Annotated in this window: 24 protein-coding genes; 3 read left to right on the top strand and 21 right to left on the bottom strand. The window is 49.5% G+C overall.

The genetic code is table 11. The features are described from left to right. Nucleotides 1-115: 115 nt before the first annotated feature. From D7X94_RS11480 to D7X94_RS11380, 19 genes are all read right to left on the bottom strand, one after another. Nucleotides 116-430: a DUF3801 domain-containing protein gene (locus D7X94_RS11480; RefSeq protein ID WP_120427829.1), complete on the bottom strand. Its 315-nt coding sequence runs from the start codon at nucleotides 428-430 to the stop codon at nucleotides 116-118. Further along, nucleotides 406-1,812, bottom strand: a complete 1,407-nt coding sequence (locus D7X94_RS11475) for a relaxase/mobilization nuclease domain-containing protein (RefSeq protein ID WP_158591008.1) — start codon at nucleotides 1,810-1,812, stop codon at nucleotides 406-408. The genes D7X94_RS11480 and D7X94_RS11475 overlap by 25 nt, the downstream gene beginning before the upstream one ends. Beyond that, nucleotides 1,718-2,077: a plasmid mobilization protein gene (locus tag D7X94_RS11470; protein WP_243111286.1), complete on the bottom strand. Its 360-nt coding sequence runs from the start codon at nucleotides 2,075-2,077 to the stop codon at nucleotides 1,718-1,720. Before D7X94_RS11470 ends, D7X94_RS11475 begins: the two co-directional genes overlap by 95 nt. Before the next feature lie 208 nt (nucleotides 2,078-2,285). After that, the gene (locus D7X94_RS11465) at nucleotides 2,286-2,537 is read right to left on the bottom strand and encodes a DUF6103 family protein (RefSeq protein WP_147401716.1); all 252 of its coding nucleotides are present in this window, start codon (nucleotides 2,535-2,537) and stop codon (nucleotides 2,286-2,288) included. A 139-nt stretch (nucleotides 2,538-2,676) separates the two neighbouring features. Then, nucleotides 2,677-3,426 carry a DUF3849 domain-containing protein gene (locus D7X94_RS11460; protein WP_158591007.1) on the bottom strand — a complete coding sequence of 250 codons (750 nt, stop codon included), beginning with the start codon at nucleotides 3,424-3,426 and terminating at the stop codon, nucleotides 2,677-2,679. A gap of 228 nt (nucleotides 3,427-3,654) precedes the next feature. After that, the gene (locus D7X94_RS11455; RefSeq protein WP_147401714.1) at nucleotides 3,655-4,329 is read right to left on the bottom strand and encodes a helicase; all 675 of its coding nucleotides are present in this window, start codon (nucleotides 4,327-4,329) and stop codon (nucleotides 3,655-3,657) included. A 245-nt stretch (nucleotides 4,330-4,574) separates the two neighbouring features. Then, a complete protein-coding gene (locus D7X94_RS11450) occupies nucleotides 4,575-6,437 on the bottom strand; it encodes a recombinase family protein (protein ID WP_120427824.1) in 1,863 nt (620 codons plus the stop codon). A gap of 54 nt (nucleotides 6,438-6,491) precedes the next feature. Then, entirely contained in the window at nucleotides 6,492-6,683 is a 192-nt protein-coding gene (locus tag D7X94_RS11445; protein WP_004070763.1) for a hypothetical protein, read from the bottom strand. A gap of 70 nt (nucleotides 6,684-6,753) precedes the next feature. Continuing rightward, entirely contained in the window at nucleotides 6,754-6,984 is a 231-nt protein-coding gene (locus tag D7X94_RS11440; RefSeq protein ID WP_004070761.1) for a YdbC family protein, read from the bottom strand. Between the two features lie 43 nt (nucleotides 6,985-7,027). Beyond that, nucleotides 7,028-7,882 carry a ParB/RepB/Spo0J family partition protein gene (locus D7X94_RS11435; RefSeq protein ID WP_120427823.1) on the bottom strand — a complete coding sequence of 285 codons (855 nt, stop codon included), beginning with the start codon at nucleotides 7,880-7,882 and terminating at the stop codon, nucleotides 7,028-7,030. Between the two features lie 8 nt (nucleotides 7,883-7,890). Beyond that, nucleotides 7,891-8,856 (bottom strand): MobV family relaxase, encoded by a 966-nt coding sequence (gene mobV / locus D7X94_RS11430; RefSeq protein ID WP_120427822.1) that lies wholly within the window; start codon nucleotides 8,854-8,856, stop codon nucleotides 7,891-7,893. Nucleotides 8,857-9,197: 341 nt separating this feature from the next. Then, nucleotides 9,198-10,250 (bottom strand): AAA family ATPase, encoded by a 1,053-nt coding sequence (locus D7X94_RS11420; RefSeq protein WP_004070756.1) that lies wholly within the window; start codon nucleotides 10,248-10,250, stop codon nucleotides 9,198-9,200. 152 nt (nucleotides 10,251-10,402) lie between these two features. Continuing rightward, nucleotides 10,403-10,876 (bottom strand): RNA polymerase sigma factor, encoded by a 474-nt coding sequence (locus tag D7X94_RS11415; RefSeq protein WP_004070755.1) that lies wholly within the window; start codon nucleotides 10,874-10,876, stop codon nucleotides 10,403-10,405. Between the two features lie 66 nt (nucleotides 10,877-10,942). Further along, nucleotides 10,943-11,386, bottom strand: a complete 444-nt coding sequence (locus D7X94_RS11410) for a sigma factor-like helix-turn-helix DNA-binding protein (RefSeq protein WP_004070752.1) — start codon at nucleotides 11,384-11,386, stop codon at nucleotides 10,943-10,945. Between the two features lie 492 nt (nucleotides 11,387-11,878). Next, nucleotides 11,879-12,052, bottom strand: a complete 174-nt coding sequence (locus tag D7X94_RS11400; RefSeq protein ID WP_120427821.1) for a cysteine-rich KTR domain-containing protein — start codon at nucleotides 12,050-12,052, stop codon at nucleotides 11,879-11,881. A gap of 64 nt (nucleotides 12,053-12,116) precedes the next feature. After that, nucleotides 12,117-14,036, bottom strand: a complete 1,920-nt coding sequence (gene tet, locus D7X94_RS11395; RefSeq protein WP_004070750.1) for a TetM/TetW/TetO/TetS family tetracycline resistance ribosomal protection protein — start codon at nucleotides 14,034-14,036, stop codon at nucleotides 12,117-12,119. Between the two features lie 381 nt (nucleotides 14,037-14,417). After that, on the bottom strand, nucleotides 14,418-14,792 hold the full coding sequence (locus D7X94_RS11390) for a TnpV protein (RefSeq protein ID WP_004070749.1): 375 nt from the start codon (nucleotides 14,790-14,792) through the stop codon (nucleotides 14,418-14,420). Further along, on the bottom strand, nucleotides 14,773-21,405 hold the full coding sequence (locus tag D7X94_RS11385) for an SNF2-related protein (protein ID WP_243111288.1): 6,633 nt from the start codon (nucleotides 21,403-21,405) through the stop codon (nucleotides 14,773-14,775). Before D7X94_RS11385 ends, D7X94_RS11390 begins: the two co-directional genes overlap by 20 nt. A gap of 1,247 nt (nucleotides 21,406-22,652) precedes the next feature. Next, complete coding sequence (locus D7X94_RS11380; RefSeq protein ID WP_442857907.1) at nucleotides 22,653-22,946, bottom strand: TnpV protein; 294 nt, start codon at nucleotides 22,944-22,946, stop codon at nucleotides 22,653-22,655. Nucleotides 22,947-23,310: 364 nt separating this feature from the next. Here D7X94_RS11380 and D7X94_RS18505 point away from each other — a divergent pair, with 364 nt between their 5' ends. Next, a complete protein-coding gene (locus D7X94_RS18505; RefSeq protein WP_158591006.1) occupies nucleotides 23,311-23,451 on the top strand; it encodes a hypothetical protein in 141 nt (46 codons plus the stop codon). Between the two features lie 40 nt (nucleotides 23,452-23,491). Then, nucleotides 23,492-23,638, top strand: a complete 147-nt coding sequence (locus D7X94_RS18500) for a hypothetical protein (RefSeq protein ID WP_158591005.1) — start codon at nucleotides 23,492-23,494, stop codon at nucleotides 23,636-23,638. Between the two features lie 153 nt (nucleotides 23,639-23,791). Here D7X94_RS18500 and D7X94_RS19525 read toward each other — a convergent pair whose 3' ends face one another. Further along, nucleotides 23,792-23,914, bottom strand: coding sequence for a hypothetical protein (locus D7X94_RS19525; RefSeq protein ID WP_279221783.1), 123 nt, complete (start codon nucleotides 23,912-23,914; stop codon nucleotides 23,792-23,794). Between the two features lie 197 nt (nucleotides 23,915-24,111). Between D7X94_RS19525 and D7X94_RS11375 the strand changes: the two genes are divergently transcribed. After that, on the top strand, nucleotides 24,112-25,026 hold the full coding sequence (locus D7X94_RS11375) for a tyrosine-type recombinase/integrase (RefSeq protein WP_279221782.1): 915 nt from the start codon (nucleotides 24,112-24,114) through the stop codon (nucleotides 25,024-25,026). Between the two features lie 300 nt (nucleotides 25,027-25,326). On the opposite strand, the gene D7X94_RS11370 is transcribed toward D7X94_RS11375, so the two are convergent. Continuing rightward, the gene (locus D7X94_RS11370; RefSeq protein WP_120427818.1) at nucleotides 25,327-26,193 is read right to left on the bottom strand and encodes a hypothetical protein; all 867 of its coding nucleotides are present in this window, start codon (nucleotides 26,191-26,193) and stop codon (nucleotides 25,327-25,329) included. Nucleotides 26,194-26,216: the final 23 nt, after the last annotated feature.

Raw genomic sequence — 26,216 nt, 5'->3', positions numbered from 1 at the left:
CATGCGCCAGAAACAGCAAATCGTGAACACTCTTTTTGAGCAAGGAAACGCTTAGTTTTGTTACCCCCCCCCCCGCCGAAAAACTACAAAATTTCTTCGGCGTTTTCTTACAATTTCAAATTGGCGTTGACACCAGGCTCACACAGGAAAACCGCACACCCGCGTTTCTCGCGGCCTCCGCAAAAGTCCTGTAATCCCTTTCCATAAGGTCAAACTGGCAGAAACCCTTGCCCTGCTGAATCATCCGCTCCATCTCCATGGCGCTGCGGGTACTGTAGTCCTGCTGGTTCATCCCAGCCATGACCCCGGCAAGCCGGGCGTTGTTCCGCTCCCCGGCGCGCGCCGCCTCCTCGATAATTCGGAACACATAGGCAATGCCCTTGTATGTCACCCGGAACACGGTGTCTACTGCCTCTGTTGTGTTGTCCATAATTCATCACCTCGCTCCCTTGCCATGTCACCCATGGCTGATTCTTTCTCACGGTTTACCGCTGCCGTTATGGAGCCGCAGCGCTCCTCTATATCCTTGCAAAGACTCCGCTCCCGGTAGAGCGGTTTCAGCCGCTGGTTAATACCTGAGATTTTCTGCTCTATCACCTGCCTTTCCTCCCAAGTGGGGTTCTTCTGCAAATCCCGTTTCAGATACCACCTCTCTTTGTGCAGTTCATGGATTCTTTCACCTAGCGAAACCTGATAGGCGCTCAACTCCTTTCCGGTCTGAATTTTGTTGCGTACCAGCAGCCGCGCCTCCTGGGAATACTTTTCCAGCTTGGCCAGGGCCTTGCGCTGCTCGATAGTGGGATAGCGCGGATAACTCTGCCGCCGGATGCTCACCAGCATATAACGGTAATGTAAGTAGGTGGCGTTCAACCCACGGCGGTCATATCTCCGGGCGTAATAGCCGGTATAGCGCTTTTTGTACGCCTGCTGTTCCGCTGGGTTCTTCCACGCTCCATAGACCGGCCTGGGTTTCTGACGGTGGGGACTGTGGTTCTTCTCAGCTATGCGCTGGCGGATATCCTCCTCGGTATATCCGTCCTTGAATTTGTACAGCCGGGAAAAGCCGTGACCTTCCGGGGAGATCGCCGGGTATTTACCCTCCCGCTTGACCCGGTAGCCCATCTGTGCCAGAACGCGATAGAAATCGTCCAGGTCTTTTGCGGTCTCAACCGCCCGGTCCATATCCTCATACATGAGGGAGTGGACCGTGGGGGAGGGCTGCGGCTCCTGGTGGTGCTGGGCGGGATAGCTCTCATACTTGTGTGACTTTGCCTCCTTTATAATAGAAAGGCCGTACTTCTCACAAAGCCGGTCGGACACTTTGCGGATACGGTCATAATACATGGCGTTGGGCTGGTGGAACTTGCGCCCGTCCACAAAGGAAACCGAGTTGAGGATAATGTGCGAGTGGATATGATCCTTATCTGTGTGGGTGGCGACCACTACCTCATACTTATCCCCAAACAGTTCCTTTGCCAGCTCCACGCCGATCTGGTGGGCCACGTCCGGCGTGACCTCCCCCGGCTTAAAGCTCTGGTCCAAGTGGTAGGCTAGCCTGCCGCCCTGTTTTCCAAAACGCAGCTTGGTACTGATCATCTGATTGGTGGGAGCCTGCCAGTCGTTAGGAGGAATAAACAGATTCACGCCAGTCACCAGCTTGCCTTCCAGGGTTTTCACCGGGTTCATGATGTATCGGATGCACCGGCCCAGGTGATGGTCAATCTTCCATATCTTCGTCTGCGCCATCTGCTGTACCCAGCACGGCTCTCTCGATCCGCCGCAGGCTGTCACGCAGGCGGACCACCTGCTCATAGTACGCCGCCTCATCTATAAGGCCGGTGGCGTTCGCCACAAAAGCAAGCTGATTCAGATTATTGCCGATCTGTTTCAGCTCCAACGTCATGTGGAAGTAATCGGCGGGCGGGGATTCCCTCGGCTCGTACCCAACAATGAGCTGCCGGACGTAAGCCGACTTGCTCAGTCCGCATGACTTAGCCCTCCTGGTAATTCTTCTGCTCTCCACCTCACTTAACCGCAGAGTGATTCTCTGCGTCCGGTTTGTACTTGCGATGTGCAACAGCTCCTTTCCAAAACCGCCGGGGCATTAAAAAAGGGGGTACTAGGGGCGCAACCCCTGGCCAGCCGCGTCAGCGGGCATTTGCGGGCAGAGTGTCAGACAGAATGTCTGACGCTTTGTCCGACAAATGCGATGCTGGCTAGTACCGGGAACGCCCTGCGGCCGTTCCCTCTACGGGTGGAGCCTGCGGCTCCACTTTTGCTCCCCGTCAGCCCTCCCAAGAGGGGGCGTCCGTGCTTCCCTCCGGCTCCGGGGCAGGAGCTTTAAGAGGCTCCGGCGGTGCTCCGCACTCCTTTTCCCACTTGGCGTCCAGGTACTTCCGGACCCCGACCGGCACGGTTTTCCTATACCAATCCTCCATGGATTCAGCTAGGCAGTCCTCAATTTTGCCGCCGGTTTCGTCCAAAAAATGCTCCAAAGCCTCCCGTTTATCGTCCGGGAAAGCAATGGTCAGCGTCACCAAATTTTCTTTTTTTGCGATAGCTTTCACCTCGATTCCGTATTATAATAGGGATGAGCAAAACGCATGTTTTGCAAAAGTCATTATGATAATTGAAAGAAAAAAGCCCCCAGGGGGGCCTCTGGCGGCAGAATTGTTGTCATAGTTCAAAATCATCACTCCTTTCTTGGGGCTTGTGCTGTGCAGGAGCGGTGGCTTTTTCATCTCGTTTCTGCTCCAAAACCTCCCTGCGGAACATAGAAACAAAGCCATCCAGTATCGCCGGATGGCTCTCGCACAAGAACTGGTACGGCTCTTTTCCCATGTGAGAGGTATCGGCTTTCATCGCCCATTCCCGATTGCTCCGTGAAAACCGTGCGTCCCATTCCTTATGCTGAATGGTGCAGGCCAGCACACCACTTACGCGCTCTGAACCGTACTTCTCCATGACCTCTGTAAGACATTCCTTGTCCAAGTGCATACCGTCAAAATGGCTGCTGATAGAATCCTCTATTGCTCTCCTGCAATCCGCATAGGCTTTCCGGGAGGCAAAGTATGCGTCCCTTTCGCCATGCTCCATGGCATACTGAGCGGTCTGCCGGTAGATGGGCGGCTCCATATGCAGTTTTGCGGCATCCTCCAGAGCTCCATAGATATGCCCATTGTCTACATCCTGGCCGCGGTATTCTTTCACCACATCGGCCAGGGGGCAAGGGGATTTCAGCAGCGCTCCGGCCTGCTCTTCCGGCAGCGCTCCACTGCCTGCCGCCTCAAGAATGTCCTCCCTGGCTGTGTATTCCCAAGAATGTTCCAGTATCTCCTCCGGCGGCATAGCCAGCAGCTGGGCCTGATACTCGTCCTGCTCCGCTTTCATTTTTGCGTATAAACGATTGTTGAGCTGTTCTTCCATGGCATCACTCCAATCAAAAAAGTGAGCATGAAAAAACGGAACCGTTTTCAGTCCCGCTCTCCACACTCTTTTACAATACATATTATAACAGGAAAAAGTCTCATTGGGGTCACATCTTTCGGTTTTTTTCAAAGCCAGGAATCCGGCTTGTTTTCAGGCTTTTCCGGATGGTGTGAAAGGAAAAGCCTGCCAAAAGTATCATGTTCCCTTGACAAAATGCTTCCCAGGCTATATCCCTATCTCTTCAGTTTGTCCCCGGGCAGATACCGGCTCCGGAGAGTTTGCCTGCGAAGGACCGTCTTTCATTTTCAGAGCAATATCCAGCTCGACGATCCGCGCCAGCTTATCCTTAAGCTCCTGTTCCTGGGGGAAGGGCCTGCCAACCTCGGCCTTGGCGCTCTCCATCTGCTGTTTGACGTTATCCAAACTGGCCTTTGCTTTTTCCAATTCCTCCGGCAGTTGTTTTAGGATATTGTCAATGTGGGTAATATTCCCTATATCAGAATCACTGGCGGTAAAAGCATACTCAACCGAGCCCTTGAGAAGGATTTCCACATCACTGAGCAAATTTTGTTTCTTAACGTGAACCTCCAGCCCGCGATATTCACCAACCTTTGTCATGGTATTTGTTTTGACGGTTTTACATTCATTCAGCAGCACGATACCGGCTTTTTTACGCTCGTCAAAGTGCTGCCCGAGTAAATCTATCCCTATGTAACCCTCAACAGGCAGAGGATGCTCCGCAAGAACGGCCATATCTCTTTGGAGACCCTCTATCCTCCACTCTAACCGCTGCTGCTCCTGGGGGAAGTAAAGCCTTATCTTGTCCTCTAAATCGTACTGCTGACTATGGTGGCTGGCCTTCATGATCTGCAATTTTGCCACATCCACGTCCAGCTCCATACGCTCCTTAATGCGCGGGTCGCCTGCACAGAGAGCTTTCACTTCCGCATATGAAAGCGCCGCTTCGTCCACGTCCTCACAGGACCGGGCCGGGGATTTCGAGGTCATGATCTGCCCGATAAACTGCTGTTTTTTCTCCACGGTTTGGAATAAGTAGCTGTCAAAAGTTGATTCAGTTACATAACGGAAAACGTGGACAAGCGGGTTATTGTTGCCCCTTCTTTTGATCCTGCCCTCGCGCTGGGTCAGGTCAGTCGGTCATTTTTTGCGGACAGTTCAATACATGCCATCCTTTTCTGTTCCCTGCTCCTGCGTTTGCTTTCGTTTGACTTCTCTCTCTGTATCTTCTTGGCGCAAGCAGGGCAATACTTCGATATGCCAGAGCCAGGGACATATTCAACGCCGCACACCGTACAGTGTTTAGCGGGTAACGCCGTCCACCGCTTTGTGGGTGTGATATGTAATTCACCGACAAAGCCGATGAATTTATAGTAAATCTTGATTTCCTGCTTAACCGTTCCGTCCGCTGACTTCTCACGCTCCGAAACAAGTATCTTGTCTATCAGTGCATTTACCACTGTTGCGTCCAGTTCTTTTAAGCCTTGATAGTTGCGGATAAGGGAGAGGAAGTCACGGATTCCCTGCGACTTCTCATAGCTTTCGTTGAGCGTTTCCGTTACCTCTTTTAATCTCGCTTTGATTTCAAGCTGTTCTTTCTGGTATTTCCCCGACATCATCTCAAAATTCCGCTCGGTGATACGCTCCATGACCTTATCCTCATAGAGAGAGGAAAACAGCCTGTCAAGCTCCGCAAGGCGTTTGTTCAGCTTCTTTTGTTCTTTCTCCATTGCCTTTGCCTTGCTCTGGTCTGTTTCCGTGAGCCGCTTTTCAATCGCCCTCACCGCCCGCTCGTCATTCACCGCCATATCCGCAAAACGGTTGATGTCGGCAAGCACGGCATTGAATAAATCCCTCGCTTCAATGGCATGTGCGGTACACATGACGTTGCCATACCTGCCATAATTATTGCAGGTATATTGTACGCAGTCGATGATGTCGGGGCGTTTCCTCCTGTTTGCGCTCATAGCCCGCAGAGCATAGCCGCAGTCCGCACACTTGATAACACCTGAAAAAATATTCTCAAAGTCACCCTTATTCTTTTCCCGTCTGCGGCTCGTCATAAGCTGTTGGACAGTATCAAATTCTTCTTGTGTGACTATGCCCTCATGGGTGTCGGGTATCACTTCCCATTCTTCTGGCAGCTTGGACGGTCTTTTCTTGCTTTTCATATTGGCGGCAATCCGCTTGTAGCCTGCAAGGTTTCCTGCATAGATAGGGCTTCTTAAAATATTCCTCAAGCTGTTCTCACTCCAGATATAACGGTTTTCTTCGTTGTCCTCAAAGTATCTCTCATAGCCTGTTGCTCCCTGCTCCGCCGCATAAGCGGCAGGGCGTAAAACGTGCTGGCTGTTGATGTGCTTGCGTATTTTTCCAAGTCCATTTCCCGCTAATGCAAGGTCAAATATCTCCCTTACAACGTGCGCCACCTTATCGTCAATCAGCAGATGGTTGTGGTCGGCAGGGTCTTTGATATATCCATAGGGTGCATACGTCCCCATAAATTTCCCCTGCTGGAATCTCGCTCGGTACGCCGATTTTATCTTAACCGACACATCGGCAGAGTACATTTCGTTTAGGATATTGCGGAATGGGGTGATGTCCATCGCCGATTTATTCAAGGTATCCACGCCGTCATTGACCGCTATATACCTCACATTATGCTCTGGGAAAAAGACTTCCAAATATAATCCGCAGTCAAGGTAGTTCCTCCCTAAACGTGATAAATCTTTCGTAATCACGCAGTTTATCCGTCCGTTTTCAATGTCCTTAATCATGTTCTGGAAGCTCGGTCTTTGGAAATTCGTACCAGAGTACCCGTCGTCCACATACGTTTTTGCCAAATGCCAGCCCTGCTTTTTCACATAATCCGTGAGGATGGATTTCTGCGTGGCAATGCTCGCACTCTCGTTTTCCGTGCCATCGTCCTTTGACAAGCGGCAGTAAATGCCGACTTCATAAATCTGATTCCCCGTTCTTATCCCTGCCATACTGTTAAACCTCCGTCCTTGCTCTACTTAATTTCATGTTCCATTGCGTACATTCTAAGCGGATATATCCTCATTGTCGAAGGTGTCATCTTTGCCAATCCCCCTCCGTATATCTTCGGAGATAATCGGGATAAACGCTTCGGCAACGGTCTGTGTACCGACATATTCCCGACTGATAATTACCTGCACTTGTGCTTTTGGCATGATACGCTTTCTCTTTTTGTTCGTTGTCTTATCCTCGCCCATATTCAAATCTTCCTTTCCAGACAGGGCAGGGGAGCGTCTGAAAACGTCCCCACCTGCCAATCAGACACAATCAATCCCCGCTGTTCAATTCTTCCTGCAATGCTTTAAGGAGAGCCGCCGCTTCATCGGCAGTCAACGTGATTCCCTTTCCGCACTTCTCATGGTTGGGAGAAAAACTGCGGATGTCATACTTCGGCTCGTTCCCGTTCCATGAAATCAAGTTGATTTCCTTTGCGTAGCCGCTGTCGCTCATGGACAATACGGCGATTTTCTTTACAATCTCGTACTGGATTTCTTTCATTTTCTACCTCAACTTTCTGTATTTACCTCCCGAAAAAAGAAGATTAGCGGCTGTCCCTGTTCCGTTTCCTCTGCAATTCACGCTCTAACAGTTTGATGATGGCGTCCTCCATCTGCTTCGGCGTTGTGTTCTTCGGAAAATATTTTTTCAGCCTGCTTGTGTTGATTTTCAAGGTTTCTTTCTGGTTTTCCTTTTCCTCGGTCATAATGGAAAATATCATATCCATGTCAAGCCGCCCGCTCTGGCTAAGGCTTTTCATCCGCTGTGCCTGTGAGAGTGAGGGCGTTGCTTCTTCGCTCTCCATTGTGGCGAGTAGATTTTCCTGCTCGTCTTTCTTCAAAAAGGACAGCTCCACCGCAGGCGTGAGGGCGATTTTCCCCTCGTCCACCATCTGCAAAATCGGCGGTATCAGTTCCGTCAATCGGATAAATCTCTGCACGGTCATCCTGCCAACGCCGAAGCCCTGTGCCACCTTATCGTCTGTCCGCAACCTCGTCCCAACTTGTGACGAGGTTAAGTCTGTGCGGAAACCCTGCCGCTTCATGGCTTCGGATTTCATCTTGTAGGCAAACGCCCGCTCGCTCGGCAGGATATTTTCTCGTTGCAAATTGCTGTCCACAAGGGTGATGATGGCTCGGTCACGGTCTAAGGGCAGGACAAAAGCGGGGATTGTGTTTAACCCTGCAAGCTCCGAAGCGCGCACACGCCGCTGCCCTGCAATCACTTCATAACCGTTCCCGTCCTCTTTCGGGCGTGTGATTATCGGCGTTACGATTCCAAACTCTTTGATACTCTCTGCTAATTCTGATAACATTTCATCCTCCACTACATGAAACGGGTTATCGGGAAACGGGTATAAATCTGCGGTCTTTAATACCTTAAAATCCTGTTTCTTCATTCACATCCCTACCTTTCTTTTTGTCTGGTTCTGCCTGTTTTCTGTAATTCTTCCAATACCTCTGGCGGTATTTTTTTCAATAACCTTTCCATCTGCTGATTGGTTTTCTGCAACTCAAATATCCTCTGGTTGGATTTCTGTACCTTTAATTCCTGCTCGTACTTTTCATCACGCATACGCCCCGCATAGTCGGATTCCTGCCCGATTCTCTCTTTCAAGCTGTCGATATAAGCTCTCTGTTTGCCGATTTCCTTAGAGAATTTCTCCACGTCTGGGAGCCACGCCGCAATCAGTTCCAGAGCCTTGTCACGCTTCTTTCCTGCGTTAAAGGCGTTAATGTCGGAGAGGGCAGACACGATTTCTTCATACTGTTTATCAAGCCTGCCGCCTAGTTTATAGAGCCATGTGGGGATGTGCTTGCGCTTTGTATCCATTGAGGACTGCCCCCGTTCAAGCGGATTCCACCGTGCGGACATCCGCTCATGGTAGGCGGTCTGCCACTCGGACAGGCTCTTTTGATTGCCTAAGATAGACTTCGCTGACAGCTTGTTGTCGGGCGTGAGCGGCACAAAGCACAGGTGCATATGGGGCGTTCTTTCGTCCATGTGGACGACTGCGGAGAGGATATTCTGCTTTCCCACACGTTCCGAAATGAAGTCAAGAGCCGTCTGGAAATAGGCTTTTTGTTCTTCTGGCGGTAAGCTGTTCATAAATTCGGGCGAAGCGGTGATGAGCGTTTCCACCATCATCACGCTGTCTTTCCTTACCTTACAGCCCGCTTCATCTACCATTCGGTTTATCTCTTTTTTGTAGGTGTAACGGGGTGGATTCACAAGATGGTAGTTATCTTTGGAGCGTCCCACGTCAATGTCTGGGTTGCTTTTATAGGCTTCTTTCTTCCTCTCGTTGTGGCGTTCACAAGCCGCAACGCCGCCTGCTTTGCGTTTCTGGAAACGCAGGATTGCATAGGGCATAGTTCATCATCTTCCTTTCTTTCGGCGGGTAACTGTCGCTTCCTGTCTTTGGTGCGTGACGGTCATGACGATGATGACGGTGTTTTTGGGATACCCCCTCATAAGAGCCGTAACCGTCACGCCGATATTCTTTTATCCGAAGCGGAAAGCGCAGGATAAGCAGGGCGTAAGCCCTGCCATAAGGGAGTCCAGAGGGAACGTCTGGCACACGACTTTGCAGGGCAAAGTGTAGTGTGTTACACCCTGTAAACGCAGTCGGAAAAATCGGGGGATTTTTCTGACCGCAGGGGTGGCTTTACGAGCCGAAAAGGGCGAGTAATGCCCACGCCTGCATGTTGCGTTTACGGGGTGTTCTCCCGTAGGGATGACAGCGGCGGGGGCATCCCAAAAACACCGTCATCATCGTCATGACCGTCATTCCCCACATCTTCCTGCCTTGCAAGGGAAATCATCCGCCCGTTGCTCCTGCGGCTGAAATCATAGCGGATATGGTTTTCAAGCAGGAAGTCAAGGCGGTACTCGTTCATCCACTTCGTCAAGACATTTGCCGCTGTCCCTGTTTCCCCCAGAGCGTCCAGTAACTCGGTGGCTGTGCCAGTCCATCCCTCCCTGCCCTGCATGAAATCAACCAGACGAAAAAGAACATCAGGTATCGCTTCTTTCGCAAGCTGTTCCTGCTCCTTACGTTCCACCAGTTCCCAACTGCAATCACGGAAGCGGAGCTTAAACTCCTGATAGGGTGTGTCCCTGCCCGTCACATATAACTTTGCGGCATTGGACGCACGGTTTTCCTGTTCCAGAACAAAGGTGGCGTCCGCACTCCCCGTCAATCCCGTCGTGCCAGACACCTTGTTGAACACATCGCTGTCGTTCTGCTTTCGGATGTGGTGTACGACAATGACCGCCAATGAGTGCCTGTCGGCAAAGTCTTTAATAAGGGAGATGTCCCCGTAATCGCTTGCATAGGCGTTGTCTTTGGATGCGGTGCGGATTTTCTGCAAGGTGTCAATGACAATCAGCCTGCTGTCGGGGTATTCTTTCAGATAATCTTCCAACTGCACAATAAGACCGTCTGACAGCTTATCGCTTGCCACCGCAAAGTGGAGCCGCCCACTTGCTTCGTCCGTCAAGCGGAACAGCCTGTCCTGTATGCGGCAGAACGTGTCCTCCAGACAGAGGTAAAGCACATCGCCCTCCCGTGTCGGCATATCCCATAAGGGGATTCCCTGTGACACACATAGGCAGAGCTTTAACATGAGCCAGCTCTTGCCGATTTTCTGTGAGCCGCAGAAAAGGGTTAAGCCCGTGGGTATCAGACCGTCCACTACAAAGGACGGTTTCTCAAGCGGCTCATAAAGGAGCGTGTCTGCATTGACTGTCTGTAACTTCTGCATGGCTTTCCTCCTTTCGGGCTGTGGTTTTGGTTTTGTTGCACATAAAAATAAACCTCCTTAAAAAGATTTACTCCCACGAAAAAAAGTGAGAGTATGTATTGCCGCCAATCCCACACCTATTAAGAGCAAACTTCTTTTTCGGGCGGTGACTGTCACGGTTGGAGATATTTCTTCATTTCTGCCTTGACCTTTTCCCTTGCAACCGAAACGGACTTCTGGATAGCGGAAGCGGTGCAATGCTCCATCTTGCCGATTTGATAAAAGTTGAAATCATACTCGTAGTAGAGCAGGAAACGCCGCCTTTGTATCTCTGGCAGTCGGGCAATAGCTTTGTAAAACAGTTCATTCCGTTCTTTTTCAATCATTCTTTCATCAAGCGATTTAGGCACTCTTAACGCACGTCTGTAAAGCGTTTCGTCCCATACCTCGTTAAACTCCCTGTGCCGCTGATTCCATTGCTGAAGGTTTCTATTTTTCCGTTCCATCTGCCGAAATTCAAAAAATAGCTGTTCTGATACTTCCAACTCGTGAGATTTCCCCTGCCCGTCCCTAAAACTGATAAAATACCTTGCGCCGCTTTCCGTGGATTCCTCCCGAAGTGTGTATGTCTTTGCCCCGTATGCCATTTCCTTTCCTCCCGAAAAAAATTGAGTGAGAGGATTGCCCTCCCACCCAATAGCCCGTGGAAATGATTAAATTTCCCCGAAAGGATAAAAAATAGGCTTTAATTTTTTACGGAGCCTTTCAAGGCGTTTATAGACCGCCCTTTCGGTAAGCCCTGCCATCGCCGCAATCTCCCTCGTGGAATAGCCCTGCATTTTCAGCAAGAGAATGAGCAGGGTATGCTTGTCCACCGTAAGCAGTGCCTGATACAGCTTCTCGTTCTCAATCTCGTCCAGTAAGTCCGCAATGGTATTCGGCTCTGCCTGCGGTTCGGTGTCTGCCATTCCCTCAAGGTATTCCCCAAAGTCGCTCGTCCATCGGTAAAACCGCCTGTTGGAATTAAAGTCTGCCCTGTCCTCTATGCGGATTTGCTCAATGACCGCTTCATCAACGCCGCACTCCCGCAACATCTTTTCCTCGGCTTCTTTCCAGATACGCCATTTTCTGTCCTCTCGTCCGTGGTTATATGCCATGTTCCTTTCCCTCCAATCTGAATTTTTGAAAATGTAAAAATCCAGATGGAGAGGCGGGGAACGACAACCAGCACAAGGACTAGCCCTGCGGCACATTCCGATAAAAAACGACAAAAGAAAAACCGCAAAAGCTCTGTGACCTCTACGGTTATAGGAGATACATATTCTGTTAAGTGGATATTCTACTTCTGGTTTCATGGTGAGAAGTAGCGTTGCATGGTTGGGGATAATTTTTTTAACTGGCTTCCTGCCATTCCCCGATATGTTGTGTATGTATAAATTCTGCGTTGCATGAGCAGATAGATTACTGCCCGAAAAAAGGAACATAAAAACCCTCCAAATTCAAAAACAAATCCAGAGGGTAATTTAAGGTATAATAAAAAAGCCCACCCGAATATCGTTTTTTTATTTGTGGGCTTGTCCTTTCAAATGCCAAATTAAAAAAAAGCCGATGATTCGTGAGTTATTCCACAAATTCATCGGCTCTGCGTCTTAAGCGTCTGGCTCTCTGATGACTGTTACTTTCAAATTATCAACTTTTATCAATCTTTCTTGCCTGCATTTTGGACAATAGAGAGGATAATTTTTTAAAACGCTATCCTTCCTAATTTTATTACGAGTTTTACTCCCACAAACAGGACACAATATCCATTCACATTTAATCATAATTACGTTCTAATCCTTTCAAATCCCATTCTATACAAAATATTTATACAATTTACACAAACTGTTAAGTCAACTTATGGAACATATGCCGAACCTTATCTATACGGCTATTGGGGCGGCGGGGCTGGCAAACAGGCTTGCTGTTAGCTGATTGGTATCCTTTTAACTCTGTTAAACAAACTCCTTGCCCATTTGTAAAATAGGTTAAATCATTTCTATACTCCTGAACACATCTGGCAGGGATTTCCCCTTTCAGAATAACCTCGTTATTTTTTAGCTGAGTACTTACAATATCTGCACCATACTTAGGGGCATCGTGATACGCCCGTGAGAGATATTCTTGCGGTGCATAAATTTCAAAATAGAGATATGGTTCTAATAATTCTGTCCCCGCTCTTCTTAAAGCCTGCTCCAATACAATAGGAGAAAGCAGCCGAAAATCTGCCGGGGTGCTTACGGGACTATAATACACACCATATTCAAAACAGATTTTACAGTCTGTCACTTCCCATCCATACATCCCTTGCTCACAACCATAACGAACTCCTTCCATAACTGCATTTTGGAATGATTGGTTTAAATACCCAAGTGAAACCCGGCTTTCATACTGCACCCCGCTCCCAAGAGGGAGCGGTTCTACTGATAATCCAATAGTAGCCCAGAAAGGATTCGGCGGCACTTCAATATGGATGGTATATTCTGCTTTTCCTAACGGTCTTTCCATGTATATAACAGTAGGTTCTTTTATTTCTGCCTCTACATGATACTTTTCCTCAAGAATGGCACAAATAACTTCCATCTGTACCTTCCCCAAAAAGGAAAGTATAATTTCATGCGTTGTAGTATCCACGTAATACTTTAAAAGAGGATCGCCATCTGAGATTTCTGTAAGCGCCTCAAGTAACACTTCCCGCTGTTCGGATTTCTTTACTTCAATTGTTGTTTGGAGTATAGGGAGCGGATTTTCAATAGATTCCCGCTGCGGCAACAATACTTCGTTCCCAAGAATACTATTTAATCGTAAAATATCATTAAATAAAATGACAATTTCACCAGAGTAAGCCGTATCTGCTAAACACAATTCACCGTTTGTAGGAATACTCATCTCTGTAATTTTTATTTTCTCTTTTTCTGATATTCTGACAACGTCCCTCGAATGCAATGCGCCGCTGTACAGACGCACATAAGCCAAACGCCTCCTTTTTTCTGAATATTCAATCTTAAAAACCTGCCCGCATAGTTCAGACTGTTCTTTGGGCGTTGATGAATAAAGCCTGCCTGTAATTACTTCTATAAGCTGCCGGATTCCCAGATTGTTCTTAGCGCTTCCATGATAAACAGGAAATACTGTGCCATTCTGAAATCTCCTATTTTCTTCCTGCTCTAGTTCCGAAATTTTAAGTGGCTCCTCTAATATATATCTTTCCAAAAGTTCATCGTTTCCTGCAATTAGCACCTCCCACTGTTCGATATCAACATTATCCATTATGTTTATGCGGGGATGCTGCATTACCTTTTGTTTCACTATTATTTCGGGAGAAAGTTTTTCTTTCATTTCCTGATATACCATTTGCAAATCAATTCCCTCTTGGTCAATTTTATTGATAAAAAAGATTGTTGGAATCTTCATTGTCTGTAATGCATGAAACAATATACGAGTCTGTGCCTGCACGCCATCCTTTGCAGAAACCAATAATACCGCCCCGTCTAAAACGGATAAAGAACGGTAAACTTCCGCCAAAAAATCCATATGTCCAGGCGTATCTATAATATTGACTTTTACATCCTCCCATTGAAAAGATGTCACTGCCGTCTGTATGGTAATTCCTCTTTGACGCTCCAAATTCATTGTATCTGTTCTTGTTGTTCCTTTATCCACGCTCCCTAATTCCGCAATCGCACCACTGGTATATAATAAACTTTCTGTTAAAGTTGTCTTTCCTGCATCAACGTGGGCTAAAATTCCTAAGTTAATTATTTTCATGTAATTTTCCTCCAAATCAACGCCCAAAAAAGGGCATAAAAATACCCAGTGATAAATACTCCTATCACTGGGTAAATAACTTCAATAAGCCCAAAACACCTATGTGTTTTCGGATATATAAAATTACATGATAAAAGTATTCTTAAACTGGGTACAAAAAACTAAGCCCCATTAAAAGCAAAAGGGCTAAAACCTTTTTGTTCCCACTATCAAATTGACAGTTTATTTAAGAATACCTTGCCGCATATTTACTAACTCCTTGTATGAAATTAAGCTTAATTATATTCCTTAATCATTTATTTGTCAAGCTGACGAAATACTAAAACTTTGCACTAAAACAGGAACAGCGGCAAAATTTTCACTCTACCGTTAACCTGCTGCTTATACATAGATAATTTCTTTTCCTACAATCTCCCTCGCACAAGCCCTTATGTTACCTAGCCGCCCTGTCCATTCTAAGGCGTTTTCTTCCTTTAGGCGTTCCGTTATGCCCTGTTCCTGTTTCATGCCCTCTATGAGCCTTTCAAAGCGTTCCTGTGCCTGTCTGTCGATGTCGGCAAGATAAGCGTTGAGCCTGCCGCTTGTGAGAAGATTGGTGTATGTAACCTTACGGTACTGCTTCAGATAATTCAGATGTCGTTGCCCCCATGTGCCTATCGGCTGTTCTTCTTCGGCGGGTACAGTTAAGCACGGTATTAAATAATCTCCTTGCCGCTCATATTTGCCGCCCAGTTCCTCAAAAATCGTCTTTGCCATTGTCTGTTACCTCCACATTCTTTTTTATTTTGAATGTCCGCAAAATCCGTCCTACATCGCGGGGGCGCCAGGGGCAGTCAAGATGATGGAGCGCGATAAGCCGGTCTTGAATGTTTGTCCCCGCGCCGAGTTTCTGTGTGCTGCCAATGAGCACCCGCACCTTGCCGCTGCGAACTTTTGCGAACAGCTCCTTTTTCTTGACTTCCGTTTCCGCATCATGGATAAAGGCAACCTCATTCTCCGGCACACCGTTTGCCACCAGCTTGGATTTTATATCATTGTAGACATTGAAACTGCCGTCCTTTTTGGGGGTGGACAGGTCAGAAAACACCAGTTGCGTGAGTTTTTCTTCCTTGCCCTCTTGCCAAAATTTCATGATGTTCTCCACACACAGATTGAGCTTGGAACCCGGCTCATCCTCCGCAAAGGGGCTTATAAGCCGCTGGTCCAGCCCCTGCTTCCGGCCATCGTTCGTGATTTTGAGCAGGTTATCCTTAGTGGGGTCCACACTCCCGGCGCGAACGGCGGTAGCCCGCTCCGACAGCTCCTGCACATATTCCCGCTGATACTCGCTGGGCTGCGCTACAATATTGTGGAACTCCACGTCAGGCGTGGGCAGGTTCAGCATATCCTCCGTTTTAATGTCTGCCACCTCATGGAAGATGTTCATAAGCTCCGGGAGATTGAAGAATTTGGCGAACCGTGTGCGGGGGCGGTATGTACCCTCGGGGGCCAGCTCCATAGTGGTGACAGTTTCCCCAAACCGACTGGCCCAGCTGTCGAAATGCTCCATACCCATGGCTTTCAAGGCGTTATTTTGGAGGTATCTCTGAACGGTGAACATCTCTGTGATAGAGTTGCTGATTGGTGTTCCCGTGGCAAAGATAACCCCTTTATAGTCTGTGATTTCATCCAGGTATTGCGTCTTGCTGAACATATCGGAGGATTTCTGTGCGTCAGAGGTGGAAAGTCCGGCCACATTCTGCATTTTCGTGACCAAAAAAAGGTTCTTAAAGTTGTCTGACTCGTCCACAAACAGCCGGTCAATGCCCAATTCCTCAAAATCTATTACAGTGTCCTTGCGGTTATCTGCCTGCAATTTCTTCAGCCGTGATTCCAGGCTTCGCTTGGTACGCTCCATATTTTTCACGGTGAAATGCTGTCCGTCCTCCTCTTTTGCGCGGGCAATTCCATCTATGATCGCATCCATCTGCTGGTTTAGCTGCCTGATCTGCCTCTCCTTGCTGACGGGTATCTTCTCAAACTGAGAGTACCCTATGATAACCGCGTCATAGTCCCCGGTGGCAATTCGGGAGCAGAACTTTTTTCGCCGGTCCTTTTCGAAATCCCGTTTGGTGGTGACAAGGATATTCGCGTTGAGGTAAAGCCGTAGAAATTCCGAGGCCCACTGCTGGGTGAGGTGGTTTGGCACCACGATCATGGATTTGGAACACAGCCCCAGCCGTTTCATTTCCATAGCCGAGGCCGTAATTTCAAAGGTCTTGCCAGCACCTACGCAGTGGGCGAACAGGGTGTTTCCACCGTAGACCGCCCTTGCAATGGCGTTTTTCTGGTGCTCCTCTAGCTGAATTTCCGGGTTCATGCCATCCAAAACAAGGTGGCTCCCATCGTACTGCCGGGGCCGGATGCAGTTCATTTCCTCATTGTATTTTCGGACCAGCTTTTGCCGCCGGTCCAGGTCCTTCCATATCCAATCCTGAAACGCCAGTTTAATCATAGACTGCTTCTGCTGGGCCAGGGTTGTTTCCTTGGCGTTCAGCACACGTTTATCCCCGCCGTTTGCTGTTATGGTATCGTAAACGCGGGTGCTTTGCAGATTCAGCGCGTCCTCCAGCAGCTTATAGGCGCTGACGCGGCGGGTGCCGTAGGTACTGTGCGCCAGCACATCGTCCTTGCGGACATGGGTCTTGCAGCTGATGTTCCACACATGGATAACTGAGGAATACTGAACATGAATATCCTCTCTGGCTTTGCGGGGAGTCTTGAGCAGTTCATACATAAACTGCTCCACATACTCGGATTCTATCCAGTCCGTTCCCAGCCGGACGGAGATTTCTGACGCTTCCAGGTCCTTGGGCTGGACTGCTTCCAGAGCGCTTACATTGATATTGAAATCCGGATTGTCCCCTGCGGCTACTTCCGCGATACTTAACTTTTCCCGCACATTGCCGGAGAGATATTCGTCAGCGGTCTGGTAAATGGGCGGGTCGCGGAAAGGGACGCGGAAAATCTGGCCATGCAGATCATGGATGATCTCCTCCTCGGTTTTGCCGGTCAGCCCCGCCATATAGGGCAGGTCAACCCTGGCCCGATTGCCGATGGACATAGCCAGGGCCTCGGCGGCGGTGTCAACATGGGTAATTTCCTGCCGGGGGAGGATAGTGCGTTTCGTAAACATATCTGCTTTGCGGACGAACTTGCCCTCGTCGTCCAGAATTTCCAGGGCGCACAGCAGATAGTAGGACGAGTCGTCGCAGAACGTCCGCTCGTTGGTTTTGTCGTTGACAAGGCCGAATTTCCGAGTGAAATTGTCATAGAGCCGGTTCAGCTCTGCCTGGGCGGATTTAATTTCTTCATCCCTTGCGGATAACTCCATCTGCTTATTGATAAGCCGCCGGGTGCAGTCCCGCAGGTCAATGAGGGCGGTAACGCGGGCCTTGGCTGTTGCCCCCAGCTCCATCTTGACCATGACGGAATCCTGGCGGTAGTACACATCCCCTTTTACAATGGTATAGGAGAAGTTCCTGACCTCCGGGTCGGCGGGGACGGTTTCCTGCTCCTTTTCCTCGTCTAATGCAATGGTTTCTGCTTCCATATACCGGCCCTCAATGTGCGTTATTGCCTCCCGCAGTTGTTCTCCAAGGTCTGTGCCAGGTATGGGTTTTACCGTAAAATCCTGCTGTCCATATTGAGTGCTGTCAGAAGATTGTTCCCCCAAAATCATCTCCGGGTGCCGGATAAAGTAGCGATTGATCGTGTATCCATCTTTATTTTCTCCCGTCTGTACCCAATCTGGCGGCTCTGTAATAGGCTGCTCCCTTTTTTGCAGGAACAGAATATCCGATACAACTTCCGTTCCGGCATTGGAAAGGAAAGCGTTATTGGGCAGGCGGATTGCCCCCAGCAGCTCGGCCCGCTGGGCCATGTATTCCCTGGCCTGGGTGGACTTGGAATCCATGGTGTACCGGGAGGTCACAAAAGCGATGATCCCGCCGGGCCGCACCTGGTCTACGGTCTTGGCAAAGAAATAGTTGTGAATGGAAAAACCCAGCTTGTTATAAGCCGGGTCAAAGACTTTATAGTTGCCGAAGGGTACGTTGCCTATGGCGATATCAAAGGAATTATTCTGAAAACGGGCGTCCTCATACCCCTTGATTTCAATGTGCGCGTTGGGGTATAACTGCCTTGCGATGCGCCCGGTAAGGCCGTCCAGCTCAATGCCAAAGAGTTTGGAGTTTGCCATGCTCTCCGGCAGCAGGCCGAAGAAATTGCCCACGCCGCAGGACGGCTCCAAAATATTGCCGTCCTGAAAGCCCATGTTTTCCAGGGCCTGATAGATGGCCTTGATAACCGTGGGCGATGTGTAGTGCGAATTAAGGACGGAGGCCCTGGCAGAATCATATTCCTCCGGGGTAAGCATTTCTCGCAGCTCTTGGTATTCGCTGGCCCAGGCAGGCTTGCTTTCGTCAAAAGCGTCCGCAAGAGCGCCCCATCCCACATATTTTGAGAGGGTTTCCTGTTCATCTGGCGTGGCGGTACGGCCCTCAGATTCAATTTTATGCAGAGTTTTCAGGGCCGATATGTTCATCTGATACTTGGCTTTCGCGCCGCCAGCGCCCAGGTCATCATCGGTGATATGGAAGTTTTGGGGAGCGGGGACGCGGTTGGGTTCCTCTATGTGGAACTTTTCAATGACGATATCAAAGGGCAGGTTGGTTTTTTCGGCGGGGTAGACAGCCACTGGCTTTGACCATGTTTGTGAGATAGCGGGCGTAATGCTGTCTTGTGGGGCAAACGTACCATGCCGGGAGGTATCAGGGGAGATCACCTGATACGGTGTTTTGTGATGAAAGCCACCCAGCTCCCGTTGATACATATCCCGCAGCACTCCGGCGACCATCCACAAATCGTACATCCGTACCGTATGAGATTTATCCAGCAAACTCAGCATGAACCGGTCCCCATAGATAGAATAGTCTGCCGTTTCGCCGGTTTCCAGGGTCATAGTTTTGCTTGTTCCATCAAATATTTCCTGCAAATGCAAGGAAATTTCAGCGTTCCCCTCTCCGGCGCACAGCCATTCTTTGACCTCTTTTTTACTCCGTGCACCCAAAAGCCCGCCGTTACTGGTCAAAGCATCCCGCAGGTCGCTTCCATCGTCTATAGGGCCGTTTGGGGTATAGGTCAGATAGTCCGTGATGAACAAATTACGCTCATCACGGCGAAGCAGCTTTTCAAACTCTTCCTTGCTTTCTGAGCGGAAAACAGGGTAGAGCTGAGTGGAGTCTTGCAGCTCTACATCATGAAACCCAATCTCCGTGATGGTGAACGCGGTATCTTCCAGATAGACCGCATCACCGACCTTGTAGGCCGGAGCCAAGGGGTCGCGGGGCGGCGTGTTTTCCATCTGCATTTCCCGCTCCGCAAGCGTTTTTTCTGCCCGCGCACGGACCTCATCTGCAATATCCAATGAGTACAGTCCAGCGGCAGTAGAGAATCCCACGTTATGGAAAATATAGTCCACGCTGCTTTCTTCGAGCGCCCCTGCTACAAAGAAACTTTTCTTTGTAAGGTTTTCGCTTACCTTGCCAAAGGATATCTCATGATTCGGCCCGCTTTCCAGATGGGCATGGATTTTGCCGTCAACAGCCAGCGTTACATAGTACCAGCCAAGATAGCCGGCGTCCTTACCATGTGTGCCGTCGTGGAGTTCCACGTTGAGCAAGGTATACGGTTTCAGCCCCTTTTCCAAAGCGACCGCGTTATCTTTTTGCTCCTGTTTTCGGAGCGGTTCAAGGGCAGTTTCCTTTGTGAGCCTTACGATTTCCGGGTTATACCATACCAGGGCCTTATTGACACATTCACTTTGGACTTTGAGGGTTTTAGCTTTCGGGGTACTGAAATTACCAATAAACAGGGATGTGCCGTTGCCAAAACGGATAGATATATCACTGGTACCCCGCCACTTGCCGGTGCAGAGAGAGCTTTCTATCTTGCCAGATTTGCAGTTAAAGGTCTGCGCGATGATAGCCAGCCGTTCTTCCATGGGCAGATTTTCGTACTGCTTGGCAATTTCTATAGCTTTTTTCTGCAAATCTGTAAGGTCCTCATCAGCAGGGGAGTTTTGTTCCTGTTCCGGTTCCTCCTGCGAAGCTGGGATTTCTTTGGGCTGAGATAAAATAGCGTATGTTTCCTCCAGCGCCTCCCTGTGGAGGTCATTGTGGAATTTGGCATTATCAAAATAGAGCTTGGTAAGAGTAACGTCCCCGGCGGCAAGCACTGCCCGTTTTATAGCAGCATCGCCATCCAAACAGGCGGTATCTTTGTCAGAATTCTGACAGGCGTTGCGGTAGGGCTGGTCGCTGCCCAGAGCCTCGATCACCAGCCCCTTATACTTTTCGTATAGTTCCCGGACGGTGGGAGCCTGCTCGGCCAAACGCGCCACATCCTCCATGACCTGTTCCACAAAGGATTGGCTTTCCGCCTTTTCCGCAGCCAGCTCCAATTCCCTGGCATATGCGTCCTCTACATATTCACGCACATAGCGGACAGGTTCTGTCAGAGGAGAGCCGGAATCCAGAACGGTCAGACGCACCGCGTCCTGCTGAAAATCCACACTCTCGATCCGGCAGCGCCGCCCATCCACATCCAGCTCCATGCCAACCGGAATGTACTCTGCCGCCGTGCGGGAGGTAATAACCTCATATTCTCCCGCGCCGCCCAGCCGGACAAACGTCAGGTCAATTCCCTTTCCCAGCAATTTCTCTTGCGCTGCCTGCCAGCTTTCAGCGTCTCCGGTAACAGAAACCGCTCCCATACCGGGGATATTCCGAGTAAGCACATGGCGATTCAGGGCAGGACCGGCTTTTTTCGCGTCTGCGCCGTAGAAATATATCGTATCACCATTTTGGACCCCCACCACGCAGTTTGGGAAGCGCTCCTTGGTTTTGATGTATTCCTCTATATTGGGGGCCATTTGCGGCAACGCTTCAATGATCTGCTCACTTGCCTGCTCCAACGGTTCCATAGGCGAGGAAGAAGGAACGATTTTAGGCGCATCCTTATAAGGAGATAGGGAATATGTCTGACGTTCCGCGCTGTTTTCAGTTACAGCAGAGATGGTAACGCCGTGCTTTTTCCGCAGCATCTCCACGAATTTATCCAGATTGCCGACGGGAACACTGCACATAGCCACCCGGCCCAGCTCGGGAATATTACGGTTCGTCAGGTGGATATCCAGCTCCACTGAGGCTGCTCTTGCGTCCGGGCCGTACATCTCAAAGAAGTCCCTCCGCTGAAAAAGGACAATATCACTGGGGTGGGCCTGCTTGACTTCATCATAGCTGGCGAAGTGAGCCTTGGTGTTAGCCATGAGAATGTCGTGCTTTTTTGCGTCCTGCTCAGAGAGGGGTTCCGGTTCTGCTGGCGGCGCGGAGGGTTCTTCCGCAGTGGTTTCCATCGTCCGGCTCTCCATGATCTCCCTATCTTCCGTAGAGAGAAATTTATCTTTCTGAATCAGTTCCTCAATACGCTTACGCACCTTGGACCACTTCATTTTTACCGCCGCATAAGGCTCAATGCTGTCTCCGTGGGTGAATGCCAGCTCTTTGTAAGTATAGGTGATGTTGTCGTTGCCGCCATTGTAGCCGGAGTATGTGCCATGAAGATGGCCCAGGTATTTCTCCCGCTCCTTGCGGTCGGAGTGCTGCTCAAAGAAATTATACACGGCAATGCGGTAGTCATGCCGGTCAGGATGGTCCCGCAGAAGCGCGTCGATTTCATCCTGAGAAATGAAAAACCGCTCTACCGGCTCATAGTCCGGCGAGGCGGTAAATTTCAGCGGGGTACGCCGGAAATCCTCCAGCCCCCGCTGGATTTCCTCTGTCCCGCGGGAGCGGAAACGGAGAATATCGCGGTTGTGAGCGTAGTCCTTTCTGAAAACGGTATACTCGGCGATCACAGCTTCCAGCTGCTCCGGCTGTTCCAGCAGATCCTTTGTCTTATCCACCACATCAGGATAGATGAATGTACCGCCCAGAGCGGCGGTCAGCGTGGGGAGATATTTGCCTTTGTACTCATCGTCAATATCCCTGTGCAGATACTGGAGAGCCTCCGCCACCCGGTTCCGCTCATAGGGCCAGGCTCGGTAGAGCATGGCTTGGCTGGCATACCTGCCCTCGTCCAGCAGTTCCCGGATTCTTTCCGCTGCCTGCTCCCATGTGACTGCCGTGGCGGTAAAGGTCAAGGCGCTCTCCCCGGCGGCGATCTGCATACCGGCGTCGTTGTACCAGAGGGAGTATTTGCGTTCTCCCACATAAAACCCCGCGCCGTTTTCTTTGTAATGGGTCTGCAAGAACCGGGCGTTTTCCTCTATGGGCTTGTCCTTCATGAACTCCGCTATAATTCGCAGGCGGCTGTCCGGGTCATTCGCGCCCAGAGTCAGGGCGGCGTCGATTATATTCTGCGGTAACTGCCACCGGAATACAGCGGGCTCGCCGGTTGGCTCATTCGTCAGGGGGATCGTTGAGCCAGCCAGGTCAAACAGGTTCGGGATGTAATCATCATCTTTGGCGGAAACATCCACCTGGATGGTAACCGGCTCTGGCTCCCCGGGAGCTGTCAGTGGTAGATCAGCTCCTCCAGAATCATTTCCTCCACCTTCGATTTCGCGTTGTTCATCAGGCCCGCCCACTTCATGGGGTCCTGGGCTTTCAGCTCCTCCGTCAGCCCCATGGACTTCTTCAGCTCCGGCATCAGCTGCTCCAATCTCCGGTTCGCTGTCCGGTCGATTTCCGCCAGGTGTTCCATCAGTTTCCCGCTGAGAATCAGGCGGTTGTACAGCACCGGGCGCTCCTCCCTCAGATACCGCTCCCTCATCCGTCCGTATTTGCCCAAAGTTGATGGTGTTTTCATCTCTAATTCGGGCAGCAGGAAGTCCCCTTCCTGCCGGTAGGTCAGGTTGTTCTCCATATAAACCTCTCCTTTCCATGCGCTGGCTGCGCTCGTAATTCTTGATAATAACCTCGATCTGCCGCAGCACCTGCTCGCTGCTCCCGCTGACCGCCGTACCCAGGGCTGTGACCGCATCGGGCGTGTTGAAGTCAAACACAGGCCGGAAATCTTCCGGCGAAAAATGCTCTCCGGGGTCCAGCCCGCACCGGGAGAATAAAATGTAAGCAATGCTGAAACTGGCCGCGTCCCGGAAAGCCATCTCGATGTTCAGCTCATCGAACTCCTCCAAAAAGGAGCCGGGAACGCTTGTTAAGATGTCCACCTGATGTTCTTCCCAATACCCGCCTGCCAGCTCCTGGGCTATGGCTTCCAGCTGGTAGGGCAAACCGCCCTCGTCTGTAATGCCGTAAGTGCCGGCCAGAGCGGCTGTGACAGCTTCGGCGTGTTCCTCCCGGTATTCCCATAGATAGGGGCGGCGGCTCCCGTCACGGCTAAAGGTGTCGGAAATGTCGAACACATACCGTATCCGGGGCTCGCCCCTGCTGGTATCCATGATGGCGATCCCCTTTGACCCCCGCTGTACTCCCCGGTTCATGCGCTTGTTCCACACCTCGAAGCTGGCGCAGGCCGTGGCGTCCGGGCGCTGGGCGTAGATAAGAATTTGCTCATGATACGGGTATTTGTAGAGCCTAGCCGCCGTATCCAAAAAATGGGTCCATTCGGGATAGCTGCGGGTAAGCTGGCTGGCGGTGCTTGCCGCCAGCTCCGTAAAAGTCTGTATCTTTGGGTTCATGCAGTCCCTCCCTTCACAGGCAAATGTCCGGTTCCTGAATCGCATGGGGCCAAGGTGAATCCGGCTCAGAAACCGTTTTGTCCGGCTGCTCACCCAGCCCCATTTCCTCTAAAATCTTCTTCTGTTCTTCCTGCAAAAGCATCCTTCCTTTCCTGGAAAAATATGTAAAAGGCTGGGCCGCTTTGCGGTCCAGCCTTTTTACCTAAATAAAGCTACAAAACATATTGTTGCCGGCTGCGTTCCCTGGATTGAGAGAAGGTGTAATAAATGATATGGACAAGAACGCGGCTACCCTCCATAATAAGAGAAAATTCAATAATGGAGGTTCTATATATGATAAATCTGTGTTCAAATATTGACTGGTATCTCGACATCTGCGCTAATGAAAAGCGTCTTTCAGCAGATATGCTGAAAGCGTATGGGGTGGACTTGCGGCAATTTGCCAATTTCGCAGCTGAGAAAGAGGTGGACCGGGCGCTGTTGAGCTGCTATATCCAAGAGCTGAACCGCAAGTTTTCCCCCCGCTCTGCGAAACGGAAGATTGCAAGTGTACGGGCCTTCTTTAAGGAACTGGAATACCGGGATGTCATTGCGGACAACCCATTTGAAAGGGTAAGAGTAAAAATACAAACGCCAAAAGAATTGCCAAGAGTAATTCCGGAAAGCTATGTCACGGGGCTCCTTCGGGGAGCGTATGCCGCCTACTCTTTTCGGCAGAGCCGGTGGGTATTGCGCGATATTGCCGTTTTGGAGCTGCTGTTCAGCACCGGAATCCGGGTGTCCGAGCTCTGCCGCCTTTCGCCGAAAAACCTTTCCATAACCAGCGGACAGCTCCGGCTGCTGATTTTCGGCAAGGGGAGCAAGGAGCGCATGATTGAAGTCGACATGCAGGAGTCGGTGAAACTGATAGAAAAGTATCTGAGCATATTCCAAAGTGAGATAGAGGCAAGCGACCATATCCTCGTCAACCGAGACAGCCGCGCTCTATCCACACAGTCTGTGCGGAACATTGTCAACCGGTATGCAAAGCTGGCGAATCTTCCATTGCATATTACGCCGCACATGTTTCGTCACACGTTTGCGACCTCGCTGCTGGAGGCTGGCGTTGACATCCGGTACATTCAGTCCCTTTTGGGGCATAGCTCTATCTCCACTACGCAGATATATACATACGTTTCAAGCCAGCAGCAGGCAAAGTTGCTTGCACAGAACCATCCCAGAAACCGGATGTCTTTTCCTATAGAGTAACCAAAAAGGCCGCTATCTTAGCGGCCTTTCTTCGGTTTGAAGGATAATCGCAAATTATCCCCTGTTCTGGTATGTGCTCATTGACGCAAAGATATAGTATATAATAACCAACTCGTTCTGGGTAGATAACCCCTTCGTAAATATCCACATTGTCATATCGTAGCAAATAATACTCCTTGTCTTTTATCACTATGGGAACATTTTCATGTTGTAGATTGCATTTGGATGAAATCCATTTTTATTATTCTAGCAAAGCCTGGACGGATTTATCAGGAATCTATACAGAAAACGAATATCTTTTTATGAAAGCAAAGCTTCAATAGTGATTGGTTTGGGAGGCGCTTCCCAGATAAAACCAAATGAGTCAATAGCTTTGTAAATAGATATTTCAAATACCGAAGCATGATTTTCCATAAAAGTTAACGCAATGGAGGCAGGTATTTTTTCCATAAAAATATTATTGTTCGAGGAAGGCGGGATCCATTGAGAAGGATCCTGATAATAGCACGAGACAAACGAGCTAGGCTTCCCATTTGTATTATACACTATGCTACCATCAGGCGTATAGGCTGTAATTTGATATACGAGTCCAATGATGCTACTCGCTTCTGAGATATTCGACCAATCTACCTGAAAGTTTAGTGTGGCTGACATAGAAGGATTCTCCCAAGTCTCATAAAATGAAACTTGGTTCAAAACGATCGGGTAAATACCAATACGTTTCTCGCTATCTATTGCCGCTGAATAAACAAGTTCTCCTAGATCTACATCACATTTCCAATTGGGTCCGTCTGTGAAATTAACCTGCTGAATGCGTACATCTAACGTTGCATTCGGCTGTAATCTAGGTAGGTCATTTTCGTTTAGGTAAATAATCGTCTTGTTGTTATGTTCTTGTGGTGCTACCTTTTGGGGTTCTACAATTTGAATAGAAAAGTTTGACTTAGAATCAGAAGGAGACGATATATTTAGAATCAGGGAATCAACAGCATACATGTTTGAATTGTTTTTCCATTCAATATAAAATGCCAAATCATTGAAATTTGATGTTGGTTTAAATGGGCGAAAAGCTAAAATGGTAACCGGGCTCTCGCCCTTGCCGCAACTGCCAAACAAAAAAAAGCAATATAAAGCAGTTCCTAGAACAAGATAGCAACTCTTTTTCATAACATTCCTCCATATCTCTATCT

This window comes from Acutalibacter sp. 1XD8-33 (assembly GCF_003612555.1).
Classification (GTDB): domain Bacteria; phylum Bacillota; class Clostridia; order Oscillospirales; family Acutalibacteraceae; genus Acutalibacter.
This window is presented reverse-complemented; position numbering and strand designations above follow the sequence as displayed.

What these genes read in the sequence shown, in the direction of transcription:
- D7X94_RS11480 (WP_120427829.1), bottom strand. Translation starts at nt 430, where the DNA reads ATGGACAACACAACAGAGGCAGTAGACACCGTGTTCCGGGTGACATAC.
- D7X94_RS11380 (WP_442857907.1), bottom strand. Translation starts at nt 22,946, where the DNA reads ATGAAAACACCATCAACTTTGGGCAAATACGGACGGATGAGGGAGCGG.
- D7X94_RS11440 (WP_004070761.1), bottom strand. Translation starts at nt 6,984, where the DNA reads ATGAAAGAAATCCAGTACGAGATTGTAAAGAAAATCGCCGTATTGTCC.
- mobV (WP_120427822.1), bottom strand. Translation starts at nt 8,856, where the DNA reads ATGCCCTATGCAATCCTGCGTTTCCAGAAACGCAAAGCAGGCGGCGTT.
- D7X94_RS11450 (WP_120427824.1), bottom strand. Translation starts at nt 6,437, where the DNA reads ATGGCAGGGATAAGAACGGGGAATCAGATTTATGAAGTCGGCATTTAC.
- D7X94_RS11435 (WP_120427823.1), bottom strand. Translation starts at nt 7,882, where the DNA reads ATGAAGAAACAGGATTTTAAGGTATTAAAGACCGCAGATTTATACCCG.
- D7X94_RS11455 (WP_147401714.1), bottom strand. Translation starts at nt 4,329, where the DNA reads ATGGAGCTGGACGTGGATGTGGCAAAATTGCAGATCATGAAGGCCAGC.
- D7X94_RS11420 (WP_004070756.1), bottom strand. Translation starts at nt 10,250, where the DNA reads ATGCAGAAGTTACAGACAGTCAATGCAGACACGCTCCTTTATGAGCCG.
- D7X94_RS18505 (WP_158591006.1), top strand. Translation starts at nt 23,311, where the DNA reads ATGTTCTTCCCAATACCCGCCTGCCAGCTCCTGGGCTATGGCTTCCAG.
- D7X94_RS18500 (WP_158591005.1), top strand. Translation starts at nt 23,492, where the DNA reads ATGTCGAACACATACCGTATCCGGGGCTCGCCCCTGCTGGTATCCATG.
- D7X94_RS11410 (WP_004070752.1), bottom strand. Translation starts at nt 11,386, where the DNA reads ATGGCATATAACCACGGACGAGAGGACAGAAAATGGCGTATCTGGAAA.
- D7X94_RS11390 (WP_004070749.1), bottom strand. Translation starts at nt 14,792, where the DNA reads ATGGCAAAGACGATTTTTGAGGAACTGGGCGGCAAATATGAGCGGCAA.
- D7X94_RS11415 (WP_004070755.1), bottom strand. Translation starts at nt 10,876, where the DNA reads ATGGCATACGGGGCAAAGACATACACACTTCGGGAGGAATCCACGGAA.
- D7X94_RS11460 (WP_158591007.1), bottom strand. Translation starts at nt 3,426, where the DNA reads ATGGAAGAACAGCTCAACAATCGTTTATACGCAAAAATGAAAGCGGAG.
- D7X94_RS11475 (WP_158591008.1), bottom strand. Translation starts at nt 1,812, where the DNA reads ATGAGCAGGTGGTCCGCCTGCGTGACAGCCTGCGGCGGATCGAGAGAG.
- D7X94_RS11370 (WP_120427818.1), bottom strand. Translation starts at nt 26,193, where the DNA reads ATGAAAAAGAGTTGCTATCTTGTTCTAGGAACTGCTTTATATTGCTTT.
- D7X94_RS11445 (WP_004070763.1), bottom strand. Translation starts at nt 6,683, where the DNA reads ATGGGCGAGGATAAGACAACGAACAAAAAGAGAAAGCGTATCATGCCA.
- D7X94_RS11400 (WP_120427821.1), bottom strand. Translation starts at nt 12,052, where the DNA reads ATGATTAAATGTGAATGGATATTGTGTCCTGTTTGTGGGAGTAAAACT.
- D7X94_RS11375 (WP_279221782.1), top strand. Translation starts at nt 24,112, where the DNA reads ATGATAAATCTGTGTTCAAATATTGACTGGTATCTCGACATCTGCGCT.
- tet (WP_004070750.1), bottom strand. Translation starts at nt 14,036, where the DNA reads ATGAAAATAATTAACTTAGGAATTTTAGCCCACGTTGATGCAGGAAAG.
- D7X94_RS11385 (WP_243111288.1), bottom strand. Translation starts at nt 21,405, where the DNA reads ATGGCTAACACCAAGGCTCACTTCGCCAGCTATGATGAAGTCAAGCAG.